General features: G+C 50.8%; 18 protein-coding genes. 10 read left to right on the plus strand and 8 right to left on the minus strand.

Annotated elements, in window-relative coordinates; all coding sequences use genetic code 11:
- Positions 1-114 precede the first annotated feature (114 nt).
- Both EOE67_RS01685 and EOE67_RS01690 read right to left on the minus strand, forming a co-directional pair.
- Positions 115-1512, minus strand: coding sequence for a M16 family metallopeptidase (locus EOE67_RS01685; protein ID WP_127697306.1), 1398 nt, complete (start codon positions 1510-1512; stop codon positions 115-117).
- A complete protein-coding gene (locus tag EOE67_RS01690) occupies positions 1509-2834 on the minus strand; it encodes a M16 family metallopeptidase (RefSeq protein ID WP_127697307.1) in 1326 nt (441 codons plus the stop codon). The genes EOE67_RS01685 and EOE67_RS01690 overlap by 4 nt, the downstream gene beginning before the upstream one ends.
- A gap of 398 nt (positions 2835-3232) precedes the next feature.
- Here EOE67_RS01690 and EOE67_RS01695 point away from each other — a divergent pair, with 398 nt between their 5' ends.
- The 9 genes from EOE67_RS01695 (at position 3233) to recG (ending at position 12247) form a co-directional block, all read left to right on the plus strand.
- Positions 3233-3772, plus strand: a complete 540-nt coding sequence (locus tag EOE67_RS01695; protein WP_127697308.1) for a hypothetical protein — start codon at positions 3233-3235, stop codon at positions 3770-3772.
- Positions 3773-3838: 66 nt separating this feature from the next.
- A complete protein-coding gene (locus tag EOE67_RS01700) occupies positions 3839-4321 on the plus strand; it encodes a hotdog family protein (RefSeq protein WP_127697309.1) in 483 nt (160 codons plus the stop codon).
- Between the two features lie 147 nt (positions 4322-4468).
- The gene (gene gmk, locus EOE67_RS01705; protein WP_127697310.1) at positions 4469-5092 is read left to right on the plus strand and encodes a guanylate kinase; all 624 of its coding nucleotides are present in this window, start codon (positions 4469-4471) and stop codon (positions 5090-5092) included.
- Between the two features lie 54 nt (positions 5093-5146).
- A complete protein-coding gene (gene rpoZ / locus EOE67_RS01710; RefSeq protein WP_127697311.1) occupies positions 5147-5422 on the plus strand; it encodes a DNA-directed RNA polymerase subunit omega in 276 nt (91 codons plus the stop codon).
- 318 nt (positions 5423-5740) lie between these two features.
- Entirely contained in the window at positions 5741-7855 is a 2115-nt protein-coding gene (gene spoT, locus EOE67_RS01715) for a bifunctional GTP diphosphokinase/guanosine-3',5'-bis pyrophosphate 3'-pyrophosphohydrolase (protein ID WP_127697312.1), read from the plus strand.
- Between the two features lie 6 nt (positions 7856-7861).
- Positions 7862-8254, plus strand: coding sequence for a RidA family protein (locus EOE67_RS01720; protein ID WP_127697313.1), 393 nt, complete (start codon positions 7862-7864; stop codon positions 8252-8254).
- Between the two features lie 22 nt (positions 8255-8276).
- Complete coding sequence (locus tag EOE67_RS01725; RefSeq protein ID WP_127697314.1) at positions 8277-9161, plus strand: substrate-binding periplasmic protein; 885 nt, start codon at positions 8277-8279, stop codon at positions 9159-9161.
- A gap of 155 nt (positions 9162-9316) precedes the next feature.
- Entirely contained in the window at positions 9317-10081 is a 765-nt protein-coding gene (locus EOE67_RS01730; RefSeq protein WP_127697315.1) for a transporter substrate-binding domain-containing protein, read from the plus strand.
- An 84-nt stretch (positions 10082-10165) separates the two neighbouring features.
- A complete protein-coding gene (recG, locus tag EOE67_RS01735; protein ID WP_127697316.1) occupies positions 10166-12247 on the plus strand; it encodes an ATP-dependent DNA helicase RecG in 2082 nt (693 codons plus the stop codon).
- A gap of 20 nt (positions 12248-12267) precedes the next feature.
- On the opposite strand, the gene EOE67_RS01740 is transcribed toward recG, so the two are convergent.
- From EOE67_RS01740 to EOE67_RS01760, 5 genes are all read right to left on the minus strand, one after another.
- The gene (locus EOE67_RS01740; RefSeq protein WP_127697317.1) at positions 12268-12537 is read right to left on the minus strand and encodes a hypothetical protein; all 270 of its coding nucleotides are present in this window, start codon (positions 12535-12537) and stop codon (positions 12268-12270) included.
- 9 nt (positions 12538-12546) lie between these two features.
- Entirely contained in the window at positions 12547-13455 is a 909-nt protein-coding gene (gene rarD / locus EOE67_RS01745) for an EamA family transporter RarD (protein ID WP_127697318.1), read from the minus strand.
- Positions 13456-13580: 125 nt separating this feature from the next.
- Positions 13581-14033, minus strand: a complete 453-nt coding sequence (locus EOE67_RS01750) for a thioesterase family protein (RefSeq protein ID WP_127697319.1) — start codon at positions 14031-14033, stop codon at positions 13581-13583.
- 129 nt (positions 14034-14162) lie between these two features.
- Positions 14163-16643 carry a penicillin-binding protein 1C gene (pbpC, locus tag EOE67_RS01755; protein WP_206099393.1) on the minus strand — a complete coding sequence of 827 codons (2481 nt, stop codon included), beginning with the start codon at positions 16641-16643 and terminating at the stop codon, positions 14163-14165.
- 17 nt (positions 16644-16660) lie between these two features.
- On the minus strand, positions 16661-22378 hold the full coding sequence (locus tag EOE67_RS01760; RefSeq protein ID WP_164852187.1) for an alpha-2-macroglobulin family protein: 5718 nt from the start codon (positions 22376-22378) through the stop codon (positions 16661-16663).
- Positions 22379-22859: 481 nt separating this feature from the next.
- Here EOE67_RS01760 and EOE67_RS01765 point away from each other — a divergent pair, with 481 nt between their 5' ends.
- Positions 22860-23444 (plus strand): hypothetical protein, encoded by a 585-nt coding sequence (locus EOE67_RS01765; protein WP_240652672.1) that lies wholly within the window; start codon positions 22860-22862, stop codon positions 23442-23444.
- Between the two features lie 52 nt (positions 23445-23496).
- Here the strand turns inward: EOE67_RS01765 and EOE67_RS01770 are convergent, their stop codons facing one another.
- Entirely contained in the window at positions 23497-24009 is a 513-nt protein-coding gene (locus EOE67_RS01770) for a hypothetical protein (protein WP_127697321.1), read from the minus strand.
- Positions 24010-24229: the final 220 nt, after the last annotated feature.

Consider the following 24229-nt stretch of genomic DNA (forward strand, 5'->3'; position numbering starts at 1 on the left):
AGGCTTGATTTACCCACCAGACGACAAATAAAAAAGGGCAACCGAAGCTGCCCTGCTCTTACCTTCTTGACCCAAAGCCGTTATTTACCAAGGCAATTTATTTACCGAAGCAATTTATTTACCAAAGCCAGGGGCTTTAATATCAAGCTGCGTCACTTTACCGTAACTGGCGGCCAGCGGCGCTATCGCTTCTGCTTTGCCAATCAGCACCAATTGCAGTTTGTCTTTTGGAAAATAGCTGTTGATCAGTCTTTTGCTATCCGCCAGCGTCAGATTTTCCACTTTGCTTTGAAAACTGTTGATGTAATCTTCAGTAAAACCATACAGATACATATCAGCCAATAATTCAGCTAACGCCGCATTGGTTTCAAATTTTGGTGGGAACTGACCTTTGACATAAGCCTTAGCCGAATCCAGCGTCGCTTGATCCAAACCCTGACTCCACAATTTTTGGTAAGTTTTTAAGGCTAAATCAAGTGCCGCTTTGGTGCTGTCGGTTTTGGTAAAACTGCTGATGGCAAATAAGCCGGCCGCAGAATAACGATCAAAACCAGAACGCGCGCCGTAAGTAAGACCACTGTTAACCCGCAGCTCATCATTCAGCCAGGAGGTAAAACGGCCGCCGAGCACGGTGTTAATCACGCTGATCCCAACATAATCCGGATTAGACTGAGTCACGCCAGGGCCACCAATTAAAAACGTCGTTTCAATGGCATCGCTTTTATCAACCACCAGTACCTGACTTTCGGCAGGCGCTGTTAAAGCCGCCGTTAAATCCAGCACCGGCAGCTTTTGGGTATTTTTCCAGCTGCCTAATAACTGTTGCAGCTGCTGTTTCATCGCTGCCGTTTCAAAATCGCCGGCAACCACGATTGCAGTATTGGCCGGTTGATAATATTTTTGATGAAAAGCAGTTAAATCTTTGCGGGCGATCTGCTTCACCGACTCCGGCTCACCATTTTGAGCATAACCGTATGGGTGTTTGCCAAATACTAAGCGGTGAAAATACTGATCAATCACCTCGCGCGGGCTTTCTTTGGCCTGGGTCAAAGCAGCAATTTCCCGCTGCTGCATTTTTTTAAATTCGGCGTCATCAAAGGCAGGCTGCGTCAACAGCGCTTTGACCAGTGGCAATACAGTAGCACTGTCTTTGGCCATAAAATTCGCTTGCACCATCGAACCTTCCAGCGAAGAACCTGTGCTTAGACTGGCCCCCAGAAAATCAATGGTTTGCTCTATTTCGGTTTTGGTTTTACCACCAGCACCAAGCATCAAACCCTGGGCTGTCAGATACGACAAACCCGCTTTTTGATCATAAATCGCACCGGCTTTCACCACCGCATGCACTGTCACTAGCGGCACTTCGTGTTGTGGTAACAAATACAGCGTTAACCCATTGTCCAAAGTGACTTTTTCGTAGGCCGGTAGTTTAAATTCCGCCGCCTGGACGGTGATTGCCAGCACTGAGCAACACAACAGCGCAGTTCTGGTGACTAAACCAATGATTTTCATAAATCTTTATCCTCTTTGGCATCCAGCACTGCGACCGAGCGGTTGGATTTTTTCAGATAGGTTTGAGCGACACGCTGCACATCCGCAGCCGTGACTTTCTGATAATGTTTTGGCGCATCAAACAAGCGCTGGAAATTGCCAAAATACACTTCATAAGTGCCAATAGTGTCAGACTTGCCGTTGATGGTTTCCATTGCTTGATAGAATTGCATCAAGCGGAAATTTTTTGCTTTTTCAAGCTCTTGCGTCGTCACGCCATCTTTGGCCAGCTTGTTAATTTCAGCAACCAGAGCTTGCTCGAGCTTGGCTGCTGTAACGTCCGGACTCGCCACTGCCATCAGATAAAACAGGTTCGGATCAAACGACATCGGCAAATAACCAAACACTTCCAATGCGATTTGTTTGTCGACCAGATTTTTATACAGTCTGGAGCTGTTGCCTTCACTCAGAATGGAAACCATCAAATCCAGCGCATAATAATCAGCATGTGAGGTTGCCGGGACATGGTGGCCCAGCATCACGTTCGGCGTGCTGACCGAGGCTTTTTGCACGTAAGTGCGACGCTCACCGGTTTGCTCCGGCTCGGTCGTCCGCAGTTTTTCTGGCGCTGGCTGAGCTGGAATTGGCCCAAAATACTGCTCGGCCAGACGCTTCACTTCAGCAAACTTCACCGCCCCTGACACCACCATCACCGCGTTATTCGGTGCGTAATAGGTTTTGTGATATTGCTTTAAATCGTCCAGCGACCAACCTTTGATATCGGATTCATAGCCAATCACCGACCAACGGTACGGATGGGCCTGAAATGCAATGCCTTTAAGCTGTTCGTGCAAGGTGCGAAAATTCGAGTTTTCCAGACCGGTGGTGCGCTCAGAGGCGACAACTCCCCGCTCGCTTTCGACCATTTTGGCGTTAATGTCGAGGTTGGCGATGCGGTCGGCTTCTAAATCAAAAATCGTTTCCGTGGCCGCCGTCGGGAACCAGTTGGTGTACACCGTTAGATCTTCGCTGGTGTAGGCATTGTTGGCGCCACCAGAATTTTCCATGGTGCGGTCGAACATTTTCGGACCATATTTTTTGGCGCCGTTAAACATCATATGTTCGAAAAAATGTGAAATGCCGGTAATGCCAGGACGCTCATTGCGCGAGCCAACTTTCCAGAATAAATAACTGTTGGCATTGGGAATTGAATCATCTTCCAGCACCAGAATTTTCATCCCGTTGTTCAGGGTAAAACTTTGGATCTGGCTACCATCTGTGGCTGCTGCCGGTTGACTGGCCAAAGCCATTCCAAGCATCAACGCCACCAGCGAATATTTCATCTGGAGCTCCTGTGAGTAAAGATCTGTTTTTTTAAATTCGTTTTCGCTGACAGCCTAAACCAACTTACCGGTTCCAAGCCAGTCTGTTTGTTCATTTAGTTGTCACCATGGATTAACCAGAAATGTGCAACTTCAGCGATTTTCACTGCTAGTTTTCTGCTTCTGGGGTTGGCTAAAAACTGCAGTTATGTAACTGACTTCGGGAAGCCGCGCGCTTTATTATTCAACGAAAAAATCAATCCTGAAAAAAAGATCAATATTTTTTCCCTAATAATTCATGTGGTTATTAAAAAATCGGTAATCGAAGCCATTATTCCCGAAAATCTGTCTGGACAGGCCGACAATCCTGATTAATTTTTAATCACCTTTATTTAACAACAAAGTCACAAGGAACAGTGATGAATCGTAACTCTGTCATTTTATTTATTGCGCAGTTTATCGTGCTGGTGATCCTGATTTGTTTTGTCGCCAATTTACCTGCGGTCGAGCAATTTAACTTAAACCAATGCCAGCAGTTACAGGAAGAATTAGAGGGAAACCGCAACCAGCAGCGGAAAGGCTACCGGCTGCGGGATGCTGCAAAAATCAAAGACACTGAGCAGCGACTGCAAAAACAACTGTTTTACCACTGCGAAAAACCTATTGTGACCCAAACAAAAGCCACAGTGCGCCGTCTGTTGCCTACCTCACGTCAGCCGGCCTTTGCACCTGATCGCAGCTTGGCTGGCGATTTTTATGCTTCCACCATCGAAGTGAAAGCCCCCTATCAGGGCAAACAATTATCGGCGTGGCTTGGTTATTATCAGGAACCGCGCTTTTGTTATGGCGTGCGCACCACCAGCGTGATTGTGGAATGTGCCACCCGCCGCCAGCAAGCGATGCAGCAATTTGAGCAAGATTGGCGGCAAGATCCACCCAGCTTGTCCGACCAGCGTTAGCGGTGGTAAGCTCGCTGCACATTAGCGCGCACAACTGCTGGAGCGCGCACAACAGCAGGCACTTTGATGAAATTGAATTTAAAACAAGCAAACCGTGAACTCTGGTGGTTCGGCTGGCGTTATATCCCCCTGATCGGATTTTGCTCACCGACCATTCGCGAAATGACGGCCTCAACATTAGCGGTCAGCATGCCGCATGGCTGGCGGACCAAAAATCATTTGGGCAGTATCTATTTTGGCGCTTTGGCCATCGGCGCCGATTTAGCCGGGGCTTTTTTGGTGTTCAGTAAAGCCAAAGCCCGTGGTGTCAACGCCAACTTTGCCTTTAAAGACGTACAAGGCCAGTTTTTAAAACGGCCGGAAGCTGAAGTCTGGTTTCGCAGCAATGACGGCGCTTTGATTGACGACATGCTGGAAGAGTCGTTAGCGACCGGCCAGCGTATCAATAAAACGGTGGCGGTGACCATTACTTGTCCTTCGTTGCATGGTGATGAACCGATGGCAGTGTTTCAGCTGACGCTGTCGATTAAAGCCACCGCCAAGCGCTGAGTTGATGTTGTGCTTGATTTATCCCCTTCATCCTTGCAGATGCGGGGTTGTTGACCGCGAGCTCTCGCTGGTACGCAACAGTTAAAAGTTTGCAGAGCGCAATCACAGCACGTAAAATCCAGCCTTTGTGTTTATGCAGGCGTTGATATGCACCATTTACCAGGTAATTTATTTATCTTGTCCGCGCCAAGCGGCGCTGGCAAATCCAGCCTTATTCATGCGCTGCTCGGGCAACATCAGGATATGCAACTGAGTGTCTCCCACACCACCCGCGCACCAAGGCCTGGCGAAGTCAATGGTGTGCATTATCACTTTGTCAAAGTCGATGAATTTAAAGCACTGATTGCACAGAATAACTTCTTAGAATGGGCTGAAGTGTTCGGTAACTTCTACGGCACCTCCCGCACCGCGATTGAACATGAACTAGCACAAGGCCGTGATGTGTTTTTAGATATTGACTGGCAAGGCGCGCGGCAAATCAAAGCGCAAGTCCCTTCGGTACTGAGTATTTTTATCCTGCCGCCGAGTGTCGCCGAGCTGGAAAAACGCTTAAATCAGCGTGGTCAGGATAGCCAGGAAGTTATTGCTAAACGCATGCAACAAGCAAAAAGCGAAATCAGCCATGTCACTGAATATGATTATGTTTTAGTGAATGATGATTTCCAGCAATGTTTGTTGCAATTGCAGCAGGTGGTTCTTGGTCAGCGGCTGACGCTACAAAAACAGCAACAACACCAGCAGGCATTGCTGACTGAGTTGTTGGCGAATTAACCGAAATAGCGTAGACTAGTCGGTCTTGTCAGAATTTGAATACCGGAGTGGTAAATGGCTCGCGTAACAGTTGAAGATGCAGTAAATAAAATTGGTAACCGTTTTGATCTGATCCTGGTCGCAGCACGCCGTGCACGCCAATTGTCAGTCGAAGGCAAAGAGCCAATGGTTGATGTTGAAAACGACAAATCAACCGTCGTCGCTCTGCGGGAAATCGAAAAAGGTTATATCACCGCCAATATCCTGGACCAGCAAGAACGTCGCGATCAACTGCAACAGGAAGCATCTGAAATGGCCGCTGTAGCTGCCATCATCGGTACAGAGCAGTAAGCAAAAATTTCGGGCAGCTGAGCACTTCTGGTGTTAATCCAAAGCTCAGCTGCTGAAACCCTCCCTAATTGAGTTTCTCCCCGCAATTGTTTCAGTTATACCCTAAATCATTGACGATGCAGGTAGGCGGCAACTGAGCGAGACCCCAGGAGCATAGCTGTCCTATGTGACTGGGGCGAGTGAAGGCGGCCAACAACCCTGCATCTTCAATGATAACGGGTATAACAGCTGTCCACCGTTGGCAAGCAGACAAAATCCACGTATATTTTAGGCAGATAGCGGGCGTCAGTGTGACTTCCCGATATGGAGCTTATTGCAGTGTATTTATTTGAAGGTCTGAAACAACAGATCAGTGCGTATTTGCCGGCCGAGCAGGTTGCCATGGTGCAACAGGCGTATTTGCTGGCAAGGGATGCACATGCCCCGCAAACCCGCTCCAGTGGTGAACCTTATATTACCCATCCGGTCGCCGTGACCAGCATCCTTGCCGAAATGCGAATGGACCATGAAACGCTGATGGCCGCGTTATTACACGACGTGATTGAAGACACCGAATACAGCAAAGAAGATCTGGAGCAACGTTTTGGCGGCACTGTGGCCGAACTGGTGCAGGGCGTATCCAAACTCGATAAAGTAAAATTCAAAGATATCAAAGAGTTTGAAGTCACCAACCTGCAGAAAATGTTTATGGCAATGACCCAGGACATCCGGGTCATCCTGATCAAACTGGCTGATCGCACCCACAACATGCGCACCATCGGCGCGTTAAAACCAGAAAAACGCCGTCGTATTGCCAAAGAAACCCTGGAGCTGTACGCGCCAATCGCCAACCGACTGGGTATCCACAACATCAAAAACGAACTGGAAGACTGGGGTTTTCGCGCTTTATATCCAATGCGCTACCGGGCTTTGGAAACCGCGGTGAAACAAGCCCGCGGCAACCGTCGTGAAGTAATCGAAAAAATTCAGAGTGAAATTGAAGCGCGGATTGGCCATGCCGGTATCAAAGCCGAAGTGTCTGGTCGCGAAAAACATCTGTACAGCATCTATCGTAAGATGAAAAGCAAAGAGCTGATGTTCAATGATGTGATGGATATTTATGGCTTTCGGGTGTTGGTCGATAGCGTCGACAGCTGCTATCGCATTTTAGGTGTGGTGCATAACCTGTATAAACCGATTGAAATCCGCTTTAAAGATTACATCGCCATTCCCAAACAAAACGGTTATCAGTCGCTGCATACCTCGCTAATTGGCCCACACGGTATTCCGGTCGAAATTCAGATGCGCACCCGTGAAATGGATGAGATGGCCGACAACGGCATCGCCGCGCACTGGAAATACAAAAAGCCCGGTGAACAAGGCGATACTACTGCGCAGATCCGCGCCAGACGCTGGATGCAAAGCCTGCTGGAAATACAGCAAAGCGCCGGCAACACCTACGAATTTGTCGAGAACGTCAAATCCGAGCTGTATCCGGATGAGCTGTATGTGTTTACGCCCAAAGGCAAAATTGTGGAATTACCGATTGGCGCCACAGCCGTTGATTTTGCATATGCCGTGCATACCGACATCGGCAACAAATGTGTTGGCGCGCGGGTTGATCGCAAACCTTACCCCTTAAGTAAACCACTGGAAACCGGTCAAACGGTGGAAGTCATTACCAGCACCGGCGGTAAACCCAATGCCAACTGGCTGAACTATGTGGTCACCAGCCGCGCTATCATGGGCATCCGTAATTACCTGAAAAAACAAGAACAAAGCGAAGCCATTGCACTGGGTAAACGACTGCTGACGTCAGCCCTTGGCGAAGTGCCGTTTGAATCAATAGCGCCGGACAGGGTCGAGCAAGTGCTGCAAAACAGCAAACAAAAAACCCTCGACGAACTTTTTATCGATATTGGGCTTGGTAATCAATTACCGATTGCAGTTGCGCGGCGGATGCTCGGTGAGTTTGATGAAAACAGTAATACCAACGAGGTCCTGCCGTCAAAACCCAAAGCATTTATTGTCGGCTCAGAGGGCATGCTCACCACATTTGCCAAATGTTGCCGACCGATCCCGGGTGATGCCATTGCCGCCAGTGCTTCACCGGGCAAAGGCTTAAATATTCACCGTTCGGAATGTCGGAATATCCGTGGCTGGGAAAAAGAGCCGGGTAAATACTTCCCGGTGCGCTGGGATAAAACCGGCGACAAACAGTTTTTATGTGATATCCGGGTGTTTATTGTCAACAAACAAGGCATGCTGGCGAAACTCACCACTGTGATTGCTGGTCTGGATTCCAATATTCAGGATCTGGCAACGGACGACCGCGATACCGGCGATTATGTGATTAAAATCACCTTATCGGTGCGCGACCGCATCCATCTTGCTAACGTCATGCGCAAAATCCGGGTCACGCCGGATGTGCTGAAAGTCTATCGAAGGAAGTAATAGTCTATGTCTAAAGTTATTATCAGTACTGAAAAAGCCCCTGCCGCCATCGGCACTTATAGCCAGGCGGTTAAGATTGGCACCACGGTGTATTTATCCGGCCAGATCCCACTGGTGCCATCGACCATGCAATTGATTTCGGAAGATTTTGCTGAGCAAGCGGAGCAAGTGTTTCAGAATTTAACCGCCGTTTGCCAGGCTGCCGGTGGCAGCATCAACGATATGGTGAAAGTGAATATTTTCCTGACCGATTTATCCAAATTCGCCACCGTGAATGAGATTATGGCCCGCCATTTCAGCGCGCCGTATCCTGCTCGCGCCGCCGTTCAGGTCAGTGCTTTACCTCGCGCCTCACAAATTGAAATTGATGGCGTGATGGAAGTTCCTTCAACTAACTAACCGATCTGCTGTAGCGATCTGCGTGGAGTTCCAGCTGAAACGACTGAAAACTAAGAGCACACCGGGTTTTGTCAGCGCATGGTGGCAGAGCCCTAAGTGGCTGTTGTGGTTATTCTTTATGGCACTGCCCGCGCAAGCTGAAGTGCCGCAACCAATAGTGCACTGGTGTCTTGACCATTTTCCGCGGTTTCATGAATTTCACGGTCGGAATAAACCAGCAGGTCCTTCGGTCGCCCTGATGGAAGAGCTAGCGCGACGCGCCGGTTTTACCCTTGAATACAGTCTGCGCACCCCTTTAGCGCGCTGTTTACGCCAGATGGAAAATGGCGAAAGCGATCTGATGATCAATCTGAATGCCACGCCCGAACGTGCGGCGATGATGCACTTGATCCCATATAACGAAACCATTCCGGAAACCTTGTATTTACGCGGCGATGATACACGTTTTATCGATCAACTCAGCCAGTTGACACCACTGATTCTGGTCACGGTACGCAACTACAGCTATAACCCAACGCTGATGGCGTTGATGAACGATCAAACCCAACATCACATCGAAGTCGACAGTATTGCGGCTGGTTTTGAGCTGCTGCTGAAAAAACGGGTTGATGGTCTGATTGTGCCGACCCAAAGTTCTTTAGAAGTGATCCGCAATCAGCCACAGCTGCACTATCAATTTCGAAAAGCTAACTTAACCTTTAAATTCCCGACCAAAAGATATATCAACATCGGTCTGTCGAAGAAAAGCAAACACTTGTATCTGAAAGAAAAAATCGAGCACACTGTCGCAGAGATGGTGGCTGACGGTACCGTGCAACGGTTGTACGGCGTGCACCAGCATTTGCAAGAACCAACCTATCTGCTGACCGAGCCCACCAGAAGGCGACCACCGGACTCAAACGGCTGAGGGAGCAATCAGCTGCTTTGCACCAAAAAGCACAGCACAACTTTTAGCGATCATCACTGGCATTCAGGTATTCCCGCTTGTATGCTGATTTTATACATCTTGCCGAGTGGCGACTCAGGGTCAACCTGAAATGTCCTCAACACAGCGGCGGCACCATGCTAAAACTCCCCCGATTATTGCTGATTGATGTCGCTGTGTTGCTCTGCATCAGCTGCAGTATTGTCATGGGTCACGCCAATGCCGCAGCGCCTGAGTTGGAATGGTGTCTTGATGATTTCCCGCCCCGTCACTCCTACCTGCCAGGCCAACAACCCAGCGGTCCGATGGTCGACATGATGCAAAAACTCGCCAGGCAAAGTGGTTTTACACTCAAATTCAGTCCGCCCACCCCTACCGCCCGTTGCTTATTATTGATGCAACAAGGCAAAACTGACTTAATGGCCGGGTTGATGTGGAGCGAACAACGCGAGCAATATATGTTGCTGCTGCCGTTTGACGAGGCCAAATCTGAGACTTTATTTGTCCACAAAGACCAGCCTATTGCCGACGAAAACATGCTGCAAAACCTACAAGTGGCGTTGGTTAAAAGCCGCATCTATAGCAAAGGTTTGATCACCTTACTCGAACAACAGCAAGTCAAAATGCGCAGAGTTGACGATCTGGAGCAAGCCATGGCGATGCTACATTTTAAGCAGATTGACGCTGTTGCCGGCCCACTCCACATCACGGAACGGTTGCTCACACACAATCCCAGATTACAAAGCAGTATTGTGGTGAACGCCTGGCAACCGCCGAGCCGGCGTGAATTACAAAACCATCTGGCGTTATCCAGGATGAGCCCCAATTTCCAACTGCACCTGCAAATTAGTCAGCAGCTGGAAAAGCTGGTGGCGGCAAAAGAAACGCATTTTTATGAATAGCCGCCATCGGCAGCTTCTTCAAACTGGCCTTTTGACGTTAATCCGTTATGATAGCCGGAGCTTTTCCACCGCAGGACACTGATTTTGCAACGAACTTTACTGAGCAATCTGGCCATCGCCGAACTCAAAGGCGTCGGCGCCAAGACCGCTGATTTGCTCAGCAAGCTGGCGATTGAGTCGGTGCAAGACCTGTTATTTCATCTCCCCTTGCGCTACGAAGACCGCACCCGCGTCTGTCCGATTGGCGATGCCTGGCCGCTGCAAAGTGTTAGTTTGCAAGGTGAAGTGGTCAGTAGCGACATCACCTTTGGCAAAAGACGCAGCTGGGTGGTGGTGTTGCGGGATGGCTCCGGCACTTTGACCATCCGCTTTTTTAACTTCAGCGCCGCGCAAAAAAATGCCGTGGTGCCCGGTGTCGTGCTGCGCTGCTTTGGCGAAGTCAAACGCGGCATGCGCGGGGTGGAAATGTTGCACCCTGAATACAAAATCATTAAAGATCAGGAACCTGCAGAAGTCGCAGAAACCCTGACCCCGGTCTACCCCACCACCGAAGGTTTAAAACAAGCCAGTTGGCGTAATCTGACCGATCAAGCGCTGTTGGAACTTCGTCGTTGTAGCCCGGAAGAATTTTTAGCACCGGTGTTGCCGCCGCAAGCCTGGTCATTAAGCCAAGCACTTGGGTATTTACACCGGCCACCACCGGATGCGTCGTTGCAATTATTAGAAGCTGGACAACATCCGGCGCAGCAACGACTGATTTTTGAAGAATTGGTAGCGCAGCAACTGAGTATGTTGCAGCTACGCAGCCACTGCCAGGTGCAACAGGCGCGAAGCTTTGCTGCAGATCAAAAACTCACCCCGGCCTTTTTGGCAAGCTTGCCGTTTGTTCCAACCGGCGCGCAGCAACGGGTGCTGAAAGACATTTTAACCGACCTCGCCAAACCGGAACCGATGCTGCGTTTGGTGCAGGGTGATGTTGGCTCCGGTAAAACGCTGGTAGCGGCGCTCGCTGCCTTGCCAATTATTGCTGCCGGTAGTCAAGTGGGGATGATGGCGCCAACCGAATTACTGGCCGAACAACATGCCAGCACCTTTCGCCGTTGGCTGGAACCGCTGGACATTCAGGTGGCCTGGCTTGGCGGTAAAACCAAAGGTAAAGCCCGTGACACGGAACTGGCGGCTATCGCGAACGGCGAGGCACAGTTTGTGATTGGTACCCACGCCTTGTTTCAGCAGCAGGTGCAGTTTGCTGATTTAGCGCTGGTGATTATCGACGAGCAACACCGCTTTGGTGTGCACCAGCGGCTGGCGCTGCGTGAAAAAGGCAGTCAAAGTGGCTTCTTCCCGCATCAGTTGGTAATGACCGCCACGCCTATTCCGCGCACGCTGGCGATGACTGCTTATGCTGATTTGGATACCTCGGTGATTGATGAATTGCCACCCGGCCGTACGCCGGTCACCACAGTGGTGCTGCCGGATAGTCGCCGCGCCGAAGTCGTTTCGCGGGTCGAAAAAGTGGTGCTGGAACAGCAGCGGCAGGCCTATTGGGTTTGTACCTTGATTGATGAATCTGATGTACTGCAATGTCAGGCTGCTGAAAATACCGCGGTCGAATTAGCCGCCGCACTGCCTGATTTGAAGGTCGGGCTGGTGCATGGCCGCTTAAAAAGCAGCGAAAAACAAGCGGTGATGCAGGCGTTTGCCGCCAACGAAATTCAGCTGTTGGTGGCAACCACAGTGATTGAAGTGGGCGTTGATGTGCCCAACGCCAGCCTGATGATTATTGAAAACCCGGAGCGGCTGGGTCTGGCGCAACTGCATCAGCTGCGCGGTCGGGTGGGTCGTGGCAGCGCGGTGTCGCATTGTGTGCTGCTGTATCACGCGCCATTATCCGGCACAGCGCAGGCGCGGCTTGGGGTATTGCGCGAAAGTAACGATGGTTTTGTCATTGCGCAGCGCGATTTAGAAATTCGTGGCCCGGGTGAGTTACTCGGCACCCGGCAGACTGGTGTTGCTAACTATCGCATCGCCGATTTAACCCGCGATGCAGCATTAATAGCCCCGGCGCAACAAGCAGCGCAGCGACTATGGCAACTGGATAAACGCGCTGCAGAAGGCTTGATCAGACGCTGGCTGGGCTATCGCGATATTTATGCGCAAGCTTGATAAGCTAAAAGTGTCTACTTCTATTCGCTAATACCAATTTTGTAAACAGCTGACACCGACGGATGGGATAACAGCAGCTCTGCTTCGGCCAATAAAACCACAGCATCGACAACACCATCCGGACAAGTTAACGCCAGCTGCAGACAGTCCTGCTCATGAAAATGCGCCACCACAGGTTCAGCGACATCCAGTACCAACGGATGCCGCACATCGTAGCCGCATTGCTCCGCAACTTCAGCCAAAGTCACATCATCATCCGACACATCCACCGCCACATAAAGTTTCAGCATATTTTTCCCTTATTGTGATGTTGCCGCGCGTCGCCCAAGGCGCAATTGATACACCGCATCGAGCGAATACACCAGCAAGGCGGTCCAGATAAAGGCAAAGGTTACCAGCTTACTGCTATCGAGCGGCTCGTGGTAAATAAAGACGCCAAACACAAACATAAAACTTGGGCCAATGTACTGGAAAAAACCCATGGTCGACAATTGCAGCCGCCTTGCTGCGGCGATAAAACACAGCAGCGGTACTGTAGTGACAACACCGGCGGCGACCAACCATAAGTTCAGCGTCAGACTGTTTTCCAATAAATTGGCTGAAGCTGAATCGGCAAACGTTATCCAGTAATAAAGCGCCAGCGGCATTAATAATAAAGATTCCACAAACAAACCACTCAGCGCATCTACCGCCAGCTTTTTGCGAAACAAACCATAAAGCGCAAAACTACTGGCGAGCACCAGCGCCACCCAGGGCAAAGAGCCAAAATACACCAGTTGGATCAGCACCCCGGTAAAGGCCAGCGCCACTGCCGCCCACTGTAATTTACGCAGCCGTTCGCCAAGGAACACCATGCCAAGCAACACGTTTAATAGCGGATTGATGTAATAACCCAAGCTCGCTTCGAGCATATGTTCATTATTGACCGCCCAGATAAATAGCCCCCAATTACCGGCCAGCAACAGGCCAGTCCCCAACATGGCCGCTACCATTTTTGGTTGTTTTAATACCGCCAGCACCCGCGGCCATTGCTGCATCGCGGTTAAGATCAGCGCCAGCAACAAAAACGACCAGACGATGCGATGCAGCAGAATTTCCATGGCCGGCACAAAGTCGATACTTTTAAAATACAGCGGCGCGATGCCCCAGAGCGTATAAGCGCTGGCAGCAAAAATACCACCGACTTTTTGTTCACGAGTTAATTGCATTCACGAGATCCCGGGCGAGGCCAACTTGTAGGAAAAGCATGTCGAAAAAGTTGGCGGGCGAAAAATTGGCGCCAGTGTAGCGGGTTTTACCTGTTGCAGCTTGCTGTTTTGGACTCGAATTTCGCTCAACCGACCAGATAAGTCCCGGTGCCCAGTGCGATATGCACCCCAAGTTCGTTATGTAATTCCATCCGGCAAACACAAACTTTATTGCCGGCGCGAATAACTTCTGCCGTGGCGATAAATTCGCTACCACGACCCGGCCGTAAATAATCACTGCGCATATCAATGGTGCTCATTTTGCCCATCTTCGCTACCAGCACTTCATGCTCGACGCTATTGAGGCGGCGCAGCGCACTGGCAATCGCCATAATGCCGCCAACGGTATCCAGCACAGTGGCAATCACCCCGCCATGCAGAATTTGTTGCACCGGGTTGCCAACTAACTGTGGCGAAAAATCAAAACGCACTTCGGCTTTGTCGGCAGAAAAAGCGGTCACTTTCAGGCCGAGTAAACGGTTAAATGGCATTTGATCAAACACTTCGGCGAGAAAGGGTAATAAGGTGTCGGGCTGCATCGGCGTATTCCTGTGGCAATATTGCACATCACCAAAACTGGTAAGAGCAGTTAATGTAAAGCGCTGTGCCTTTCCTGTAAAGCTGTCCTGTAAAGCTGCGCTGTAAAGCATCTCTGTCACAAGGCAGGTTTAGCGTTTTAACTCAGGATCGCCAAGCACCTCAAACTGCCGCTGCAATCGACTGCCATCACTGGCGGTGATCACCAGCTGATGCTGCCCGGCAGTGGTTTGGATCGCCATCTGATGCGGCATCCGGGTCTGGCCAAGATACTGCTCGTCCAGATGCCAGTACAACAGCGCTTTGTTGTCACGATGTACGGCGCGGAAAATACTTTGTCCCAACTTGCCGTCAAGTTGCAGCGGTAACCGAATTTGACTGTCGCTGCTGGGGTACAGTAAATCGAGGCGTAGATTATGTGGCGCCGCGCTGGTTTGCGACTGTTCCTGCATCTGCTCACAACCCGGCCAGATTGGCGGTAAGCCTTGATATTCCGGATGTTGCGGCTGATAAAAATACGCCATCGCCACCGGCAAAATAAGCCGGGTTTGTTGCTGCCGTGCAACCTCCGGCGCACAACCAGCGGGCAACTGAAACTTGCCGCTTGGATCCAGCCACAGCTGCTGCTGAAAACTGTGGCTGGTCTGCAACTGCCGCTGTGCTGGCATTTCGGTGGTACTGCGTGGGCAGGAAAAGCGCACCCGATAACCGTCGTTGGCGCAGACTTCCACCTGCTGCAACGCGGTGACGGGTTTATTCAGCCAGGGCGCGTCTGGCAACAGTCGAAAGGCATCAAACAACACCGGCCCGGCACTGCGTGCGCCCGCCAGAATGGCGGCTGGTGAGCCATCAGCATTACCGGTCCAGACGCCGATGGTGTAACGACCATTCGAGCCAATCGCCCAGGCATCACGCAAACCAAAGCTGGTGCCGGTTTTCCAGGCGATTTTCTGGCTATTCACATAATCGCGCCAGGAGCCTTCGCTATCCGGCCGTTCGACATTCAGCAAGGTTTGCATCGTTAGATAAGCAGCGCCGCTGCTGATTGGCAGGCTCAGTGTTTCGGCTTTTGGATCTGGGTGAGGCGCCGCAGCGGGAACAGCCGGAAATTGCAGACTTAATAACGGTAGCGATGCCGTAGTATTCGTTTGCGCCGCCAGCTGCATCATCGCTGCATAACTGCGACTCAGTTCAAATAAAGTGGCTTCAGCGCCGCCCAAAATCAGCGACAACCCATAATGATCGGCGCCTTTATTCACCGTACTTAAGCCAAAAGCGGCCAACTGCTGCTTAAACCGGCCAACGCCATATTGATGCAACATCCGCACTGCCGGCACGTTTAACGACTGCGCCAAAGCGTCACCGGCTTTGACCGCACCGCGAAACTGCAAATCAAAATTCACCGGCGCATAACCACCAAATTTACTGGGCACATCGGGTAACAAAGATTCTGAGGTCAGCAGCCCTTCATCCAGCATTAGCGCGTATAAAAAGGGTTTTAAAATACTGCCGGTAGAGCGACGACTTTGAATAATATCGACGGCGCGGCCGTGGGTTGTGGTGTTTGCAGCCTCTGCAGTTGAAGTCTCACCAGCGACACTGGCATTCCCCACATAAGCACGGATTTTCATCTCTTGATGGTCAATCAGCAACAACGCCGAATTATGCACGCCGGAGATCGCCAAAGTCCGCGCATGTCGCGCCAATAAAGCGGTCATTTGTTGTTGGAGTTGCTGGTCCAGATCGGTGTAAAACAGCGGTTGTTGCGGCCATTTGCCGCGTAAGGTTTGCAGCAAATGCGGGCTTTGGGCAGGCCAGCCGGCTGGTTTTTGCGGCAAAGGTTCGAGCAAAGCCAGTTGTAAATCAACCGCTTGCATGGCACCGCGCTGCGCCAGTTTTCGAAGGAGTTGATCGCGTTTGTGCAGTAACACATCAGCGCGCCGGCCGGGGTGAATAAGGCCCGGACTATTCGGCAGTACCGCCAGCAACGCCGCTTCGGCCCAGCTCAGCGCGGCCGGTTCACGACCAAAATACCACCAGCTGGCCGCAGTTAGCCCAACAATATTGCCGCCATAAGGCGCGTGATTAGCGTACAGCTGCAGAATTTGTGGTTTTTCGTAATGCCATTCCAGCTGCATCGCCAGCCGGGTTTCTTGCAGTTTCTGCGTTAAGGTGCGCGGCTGATTACCATACAGCAGCCGCGATACCTGCATGGTGATGGTGCTGGCACCACTTTTAACTTTGCCAGCAACCAGATTGCCCCAAAAAGCCCGCGCTACCGACAGCGGATTGATGCCGGGATGCTGAAAAAAATACTGATCTTCAAAGGCCAATAGCGCGGTTTGATATCGTGTTGGCAGCTCTACCGCCTGATAAGGCAATCGCCATTGCTGATCTTCGGCAATATGCAAATCCAGCAACTGACCTTGCCGGTCGAACAACGCCGTCGACCACTGCGGGCTGGTGAAGCGTAATGGCCAGTCCGGCGCCAGCAGCTGATAACCAAGCCCGCCAAGCAGCAAAAACCCGGCGATCAGCGCGGCCAGATAGCGGCGCTTGATTTGCAGTTTTCGCCACTGATTTGTTCGCGGCTTTGGCCAAGCCTTTCCCAAAGACGGTATGCGCCAACTCAGGGCAGTACCTCCACCCAACGCCCCAGATTATTGGCGCGGATTTTCGGGTTGTACATCGAGCTTGCGGTCCAACCTGGCAAATAATAACGGCCAACAAAACTGGCATTTAAAGTTGCTTGTAACCGGATACTTTCACCTGCCGCCAGCGGGAAAAAGCTTTGCAGCCTGTCATCACCCGCCTGCTGAAAATCCAGTTTGGCCGCTTTGGCATCATCCGACAGCACGGTATTACGCAGTTGCCAGCCCGATGGAAACACCTGCATCAGCGCTAAGTCTTTCACCGGTGCGGCTGTGGTGTTTTTCACGATGATTTGCGCAATAAAATCAGTGCCCTGCCGGATACTGGCCGGATCAATGGCTTGGCCCTGTAAATCGCTAAACTGTACTTGCAACTCTAACCCAGCCGCCTGCGCCAGCTCCTGCCCTTCGGCCGGAATGCCTTGTTGCGTCAGTGTCAGATACAACTCGCTGGTGCCAGTGTTTTTTACAGCAAAAGCATCTGCTTGATAGTCGCTGGTGGCTTCAGTGTAGGCCGGATCGGTCAACTGCCAGACGGTTGCGGCAGCAGCCTGCCCGGTGCTTAAAGTGATTTCAGAAGTGAGATCAGCTACACCCTGCGCCTGACCAAACTGCTGCAACAGCACCGCCATCGCCCAGGCTTTTTCAATAGTGTTATGGCCGTTTTGTTGTTTTAACTGATCAGCTAACTCCAGCGCCAATGACCAGCGCCGCTCCGATTGCTGTAACGCCGCAGCAAGTTCCAGCTGCACTAATTGCTGCAACATCGGCGAATTCAGCACACCAGGCAATTTTTCTTGTGGCGTTCCAGGTAAAGTCCCTTTTTGTAATTGGCCACCCCGTTGCTGCAACGCCAACGCAATATCCGGCAGACTTTGTTCAGCATAAGCCAGTGCCAGGAAATGCTGCGCCAGCGAATGCGATTTCACCGAGCCGCGCAGCAAATCTTCACGCAACCGATTCATCGCACCGACATCAGCATTATCGGCCATCGCCAGCAACCACAACCGCCAACCTTGCAGCACCATCGCATCCGGGCTTTTGCCATTAAAACCGTTGGCGGTCTGACGGCTATTGGCCAGCCAGTTTTTCAGCATGTCCGCAGGCACGCTATGGCCTTGCTGCTGCGCGCGCAGCATAAAATAGCCGGCGTATAAATTGGCCCACTCTTCGACCATAGTGGAACCTGGCCAATAACTAAACTGGCCACTGCCTTGCTGATATTTCCCTAACCGGCGCAGATGTTGTTGAATAGTCTGCTGAATTTTCAGCGACTGCTCTGGCGTTGGTGTTTGATACAAGCTGCGATAAAGCGACGGCAGCACTTTAGACGTTGATTGCTCCAGACACATAAAGGGATATTCATAGAGCTCGAGTTCCAGCCTGGTAAAGCCAAAATCCGGTGAACGACTGGCGGTCAGCCATTGCTCATTGGTGCCCGGCATGCCCAGCTGGTCAGCGCGTGGCTGCCAGCTTTCACCTGGTTTTAACAAGCGGCTGACACTGCGTTGTTGCGGCGAATTGGCACTTCTTACCGGCAAATGAATGACTTCGCTGGCGGTTTGCCCGGCCATACTGGCGCTGACCGTCAGTTTACCCATGCCGAGCAGTTGCTTGGCTTTTACTCTCAACAAAGCCGTTTGTTCACCGGGCTGGCTAAAGGTCAGCGCAGCTTCGGCTTGCAGCACGGTTAATAAATCATCCGTTTGCACCGTGACTTTGACGGTTTGCGGCAAGGTGATTGCTTTGGTTTTATCGGCTTTAGCAGTTTCGCTAAAAAACACCGCCACCGGCAACGCGAATTCTTCGCCCGGTCCAATTAACCGGGGCACCGTGCTTAAAATCGTCAGCGGTTGCGTCACCGTCAGGGTACTTTCCTGCTGACCATAAGCGTAACCGTCACCGGCCACCACCATCACCCGTACCGCGCCCATATAAGGCGGTAATTTGATCTGCTGCGTGGCAGTCTCACCGGCTTTTAAGGTAAGCGGGCCATAAAACTGCACTATTGGCTTAAAGCGCCGTTCACGCTGACCATCGCGTTTCGGAATTAAATCCGAACCACCCACCGCCAGCAGGTGTGACAAGTCCGCACTATAAGCGCCGACCACATCGTCAAACAAATCCCAGGTCCGCACGCCTAGCGCTTCGCGCTGATACAAAGCCGGGTGTGGTTCTGGCACATGAAAATCAGTAATGCCGAGCAAACCTTCGTCGACCAGCGCCAGTGTATAGGTCATGGCGCGACCGGTTTTTTCGGAAATCTCAATGCTGAATTCACTTTCCGGCATCACTTCGGCCGGCGTTTTCAACAGCGGCTCAAGGTGACTTTTTGCGTCGCTGACCGCTAAATTTAAGATGCCGTAACTACGCAGCGGTGTATCACTTTGCCGGTTGTGATGCGGCTGAATTTGTGTCACATGGGCATAGACGTTCGGCACCATGGCGTTGGTGATGGGGATCTCCAGCAAGTCCTGATCTTTTTTCACCGCCACCCAGCGTTTCTCCAGCACTTTGGAACCATTTTCCAGACTCAACAGCACCTTGCGATCCGGGCCTGCCGGTAAATGCACTTTGGCGGTATCGCCGACCTGATAACTGGCGGCATCACTGCTCAGGCTCAGCCTGGTGGCGCCATCGCGGCTGGTACTGTCGCCGTAACCCCAACCGATATAAATTTCTTCGCTGCTACAGTGATTTTCCGGGCTCGCGGCGCTAACACAAGCGGTGAGCCGATAACGACCGGCCGGATAATCTTTGCCATACATCAGCCAGTTAGCGGCGCCTTGCGCGTCCGTCACTAAACTGCGATCTTCAACTTGTTTGAGCTGTTCATCGCTGACATAGTTGGCGTTGTCATCATCCGATTGCTCCCACCACCAACGCCATTTCAGTTGCTGTAACCGCAACTGAATCATACCGTTAGCGACCGGTTTGCCTGCTGGATCAAGCAACATCAACGCAATCGCAGCGCTGGCTTTTTCATCGAGCGTGGAGTGCCTGACTTCTTCCGGCAACTGCAGGCCGACCCATTGCGGGTACGGCAGCACTGTCGTCTGGCGATATTGCGTACTGAACTGGCCGTTCGGCTCAAATACCCGCTGAATAAACATCGCTTTGAGCGCACCTGGGCTTGGTGTATTGAGTTCCGGCTTAAACTCCAGCTGCACCTGGCCGTTGGCGTCCAGTTTGCCTTCAAAAATCTTCTTCGATTCGGCGGCAAATTTGCGGTTCACATCATCAAACTGATAGTTGGCGTAACCTTCAAATTGAGTCTTGGTGGTGGAAAGTTTTAGCTCAACATCGGTTTTTAAATGTTGCGCCAGCGCACCGTTCAGCCAGCTTGAGGTAAGCAGCAGCGGCCGCGCCTCTGCAGAAATCGGTGTTTTGGGTAAATCCAACTCGATTTTTAGCCGATTCGGCAGAATGTTTTCAATTTTCAGCGTCGTATCAAAATAACTGGCGCCGACTTTGGCCACCACATGCCAGTTGCCGGTTGGCGCATCGTCGTCGGTGGCTAAATCAAAACGGTAAAAACCATCCAGTTGCTGACGTTGCACCAGGGTTTTCACTTTTTGACTTTTCGGGTCAAACAGCTCCAGCGTCACCGGGAAATCATCCGGCAGTTGCTGGTTTTTATCCTGCAAAATCAACATTAAATGAATAGCATCACCCGGCCGCCACACATTACGCTCGGCGTAGAAAAAGCCTTTTACACCTTCGGTACTTTTGACGCCGCTAGTATCAAACTGGCCAGTCGGTAAACTTTCATTGGTTGGAATACGCAAATATGCCACGTCCCCATCGGCCTGCGCTTTGAGGTAAAACGGCACCCCTTCCGGTTTGATGGTGGCAAAACCGTTGGTATCCGACACCGCGCTACCAATTTGTTGCTGTTGGTAGTTCATCACGCTGATGTTCTGGCCGGCAGCAGGCTGGCCGGTTTGCAAATTGGTCGTTAACACATGTAGTTGCTGATCGCTGCCGAGTTTACTCAACAGGCCGATATTGGAGGCGATAAACACTTTTGAGGCATTTACATTGTCGTTGTAGCTGGTGAAATAGGCATCTTTACAAGGGTTACGACGTTCGTCCCAGTCGTAATAGCCTTCGGATTGATAAAACCGCCACAAATGCTCCGGAATTTCATCATGCCGCTGATAACTACCTTCGTAATTCAGCCGCTCTAACTCCACCAGCGGCTCACTTTTTAAGGTGGTGTCGCAAGCGTACAAACTATGTTGCGGTAGCACTCTGGCTTCGAGGCGCAAAATGCTGCCGCGGTGTTTACCGACCAACGCGGTCACGTCAAGTTGCACTTGCTGTTTTTCATCCAGCGCCGCAGTTTTTAGCGTGAGTTCATGCTGCGCGATATACCGGCCGACCTCGCGATTGGTGTAATCACTTTGCCAGTTGCGCGGCGCGCCTTGCAAGAACTGGCCGATATTGCTGCTGTAAATTTCAAAAATCTTCAGCTGCACCGCTTTGACATTGGTCACTTCCACCGGGATCAGTAACCGCTCGGCCTGCGGCAGAATAAAACCACCATCGAGGAAGCTGATTTGCGGCAACATTGAGCTAACCTGCAACTCGACCGTCTGATCATTGCCCAGCAACTGGCCATTGCTGGCACCGATTTGCCGGGAAATCCAGATCTTCACTTTTTGTTTGAGCGGTGAATCGGGGAATAATTGCAGTACGTTACCATGCACTTTACTGCGTACCGTCTGGTCGTTCACTTTCACCAGACCGGTGAGGTCTTGTTTGGCCAGCGGCTGCGAAAACCGCAGTTCAAAGCGTTGTTCCTGTTGTTGCTGCACTTGGGAGGTCAGCAAGCTAAATTGCTCTAACGCTGGTATTTCAATGCTTCTTTTGGCGCTAAATTGTTTGTCGCTTAAATTCTTATCGCTAACAGCTTTGGCGTCAGCATTGCTGCTTGCATGGTCCGCTGGCGCATCCTGCCACTGTAACACCATGGTTTGTGCCGCCGTGGTTTTTTCAAGCCCAAGCACAGTAGCGCGCCACAGCCGCGGACTCACCGCCTGCCACTCCAGCGTCAGCGCTTTCTCGGGCTGCTGGCTTACGGCAAACATGCTATTGATTTGGTTTTGCGACACCGGATCCAGCGTATGCACTTCAAATTGATAACTGAGCGCAGAGTTGTTATCGGCTTGCTGGAAACCCACTTCACGCAGGCTGATTTGTTGTGGCAGCACCTGTACTGGATGGCTGAAATCGGTGCTCGGCGTAGTTGCTGGGGTCGTAACAGGAGAATCGAGTAATAAGCCTTGGCGATGTAAGGTCAGCTGCAGTTTTTCACCGGATGGCAAAGGCCCAACCGGGGTTAATTGTAAGGTAGAGGTATCAAGCCACAGAGCGCTGAATTCATGCGCCGGCGCCATGCTCACGCGCTGCAATTCGGTTTTGCCAACCAACGCCGCATCCACCACCGGCCGGTTAAAGCGGTACAGCAGCTTTTGCTCAGCACCGATAAAACCTTGAGGATATTCAGTTAGATACTGTTGCCATTGCTGCAGAGCTGCATCTTGCGAAGCCGCTTGTTCGGTGCTTTGTGAAGAAGCTGTCTGGCCGCGGTCAACAGCTGAGTCCGTGGATGGCAGCCGATTAATCAGCAGCGCCAACCCCGCAATAACCACCGCCACCACCAAGCCGATTAAAGCATGTTGTCGATTCATCATACCGTCCTTGAAATGCGAATTTTGAGCCTGCCATTACTTCGCGAAACTACCCGAAATAAAGCTGTCAGATTAGAGCTCTAGCCTACGGGATAGCGGCATTTTTTGAAATGGCAATGGCGGGGTTGGCGGAAATATATTGGGTAAGACGGTTACCTTTCAAATGACTGTGCAAAAGCAAAGGATCGTAGGAGCAAAGAACCGTAGGGAGTCACTCACCGCGTCAGCGGCAGTGCGCCATAGTCCAATTTAAAGTGGGTGTTCGATGGCGTACTGCCGCTGTCGCGGCGAGTAGCGCCCTACTATTTTTTTAAACAATTCGTTAAGAGCATCTTGGGGTCGGATCAACGTAAAGCGTGCCATCCGACGGGAATTTGAGGGTCAACACAAAATTAAATGCTATGACGGCTTTTGGCAAAACAACACTTGCCAGCGGCTTTGCCGGTAGAATTCAAAAGTATTATTGCGGATAATTCACTTTGTGTCAGCAGCGAAAATTCAGCTTAATTTTGTTCTGACCCTCATAATTTCTGGAATTGTCTGCAGTTGGGCACTCATTCTAAAAAAACCAGACCATGCAACTTTAAGGGCAGAAACTGAGGAAACCGTTATCATGAAAACCGAAGTTCCGGGTATAAACGATTGGCACGGATATCAAGACGATATGGATGCCCATTATGCGTTTAAGGTGTTTTTCGGAAAAACATTAGCAGAAATGCAACCCTGGTTCCGTCAAAGCGTCATCGAACGCACCGATGAATTGCGCTTTATGCCAACCAAGGCGTTTCAGTACTACATCTTCGCCCTTCGTGATTACATTATCGAAAAAAACTACAGCGAAGATGACGATGATTGTGCAGTTGATTGTTTATTTAACCTGGTGCAACAGAAAATAAACTCAGACCCTGGCGCAATTTTGCCGGTGATTGACGAGTTGATACCCGCTTTGCATGTTATTGCTGCTAATGTGGCGATGTACAACATCAACATGGACATCTACGGATCTATCCCACAGCGTCTGCAGTTACTGTTGCAAAGTTACCAACAACTGCATTTGCCCTCTTGATTTCAGAGTCGCCCTCAGGGAGTGAATTTAATGCAAAACCAGACGCTGACCGTTAATGTTTCAGTAGTTGTTGCTCATCCAACAACGCCAACAATGCTGGCTCCTGATTTGGAGCAACACTCAGCCACAGCCGCCGACCATCTGTGAGCGTTAGTTGATAGAGCGGACCGGGTCCTGCGGCCAGATACACCGGCCCATCGCTTAGCTTAAAATGACCTTTTCGGGTCCAATACAAATCAAGACCATTGCGCCGGTAGAGTTGATATTGTTGTAGTGTCCCAGGCACTGCCGTCACGCCATGCCGCGCAATTTCGCCTTGTGTTTGATACCTCAAACCATCAATCTGGATCTGACGTCCTGAAATCGTAATCTTGCTAAACCAGATTTCCGTACAAAGACTTAACCCCACCATTGTTGCAACGACCACCGTCAACAACCATACAGCACGAGGGATTGGCTGAATATGCCGGTGGATCAGCGTAATCGGCACTGCTGGCAGCAGTATACAAACAGCGAACAACAACAAAAATGTCGCTGCTGGTAATTCAAGGTAATAACTAAGCATCGAACTTACCTGTTATTTGTTTGTTTTTTATCATGGAGATGAGTAGTTTGGATTTTCGATTGATCGTCCACTCAGCGGTGCAGACCATGGAATGGCGTCAATTTTGGCAACCAAATCAAAAGTCTTCGCTGCGAAGTTAAATCCCAAAAACTGCACTCATAAGCTTCCTAAGTCAATAGACCAAGCACTACCGAACTGTATATTTTATTTCTATGAGTTT

It is taken from the genome of Rheinheimera riviphila, assembly GCF_004005945.1.
Lineage (GTDB): Bacteria > Pseudomonadota > Gammaproteobacteria > Enterobacterales > Alteromonadaceae > Pararheinheimera > Pararheinheimera riviphila.

Bases quoted from the DNA above. Each gene is read 5' to 3' on its own strand.
- EOE67_RS01760 (WP_164852187.1), bottom strand. From the start codon at position 22,378: ATGAATCGACAACATGCTTTAATCGGCTTGGTGGTGGCGGTGGTTATT.
- EOE67_RS01695 (WP_127697308.1), top strand. From the start codon at position 3,233: ATGAATCGTAACTCTGTCATTTTATTTATTGCGCAGTTTATCGTGCTG.
- EOE67_RS01750 (WP_127697319.1), bottom strand. From the start codon at position 14,033: ATGCAGCCCGACACCTTATTACCCTTTCTCGCCGAAGTGTTTGATCAA.
- EOE67_RS01685 (WP_127697306.1), bottom strand. From the start codon at position 1,512: ATGAAAATCATTGGTTTAGTCACCAGAACTGCGCTGTTGTGTTGCTCA.
- EOE67_RS01720 (WP_127697313.1), top strand. From the start codon at position 7,862: ATGTCTAAAGTTATTATCAGTACTGAAAAAGCCCCTGCCGCCATCGGC.
- EOE67_RS01690 (WP_127697307.1), bottom strand. From the start codon at position 2,834: ATGAAATATTCGCTGGTGGCGTTGATGCTTGGAATGGCTTTGGCCAGT.
- rarD (WP_127697318.1), bottom strand. From the start codon at position 13,455: ATGCAATTAACTCGTGAACAAAAAGTCGGTGGTATTTTTGCTGCCAGC.
- EOE67_RS01700 (WP_127697309.1), top strand. From the start codon at position 3,839: ATGAAATTGAATTTAAAACAAGCAAACCGTGAACTCTGGTGGTTCGGC.
- gmk (WP_127697310.1), top strand. From the start codon at position 4,469: ATGCACCATTTACCAGGTAATTTATTTATCTTGTCCGCGCCAAGCGGC.
- EOE67_RS01730 (WP_127697315.1), top strand. From the start codon at position 9,317: ATGCTAAAACTCCCCCGATTATTGCTGATTGATGTCGCTGTGTTGCTC.
- EOE67_RS01770 (WP_127697321.1), bottom strand. From the start codon at position 24,009: ATGCTTAGTTATTACCTTGAATTACCAGCAGCGACATTTTTGTTGTTG.
- rpoZ (WP_127697311.1), top strand. From the start codon at position 5,147: ATGGCTCGCGTAACAGTTGAAGATGCAGTAAATAAAATTGGTAACCGT.
- EOE67_RS01740 (WP_127697317.1), bottom strand. From the start codon at position 12,537: ATGCTGAAACTTTATGTGGCGGTGGATGTGTCGGATGATGATGTGACT.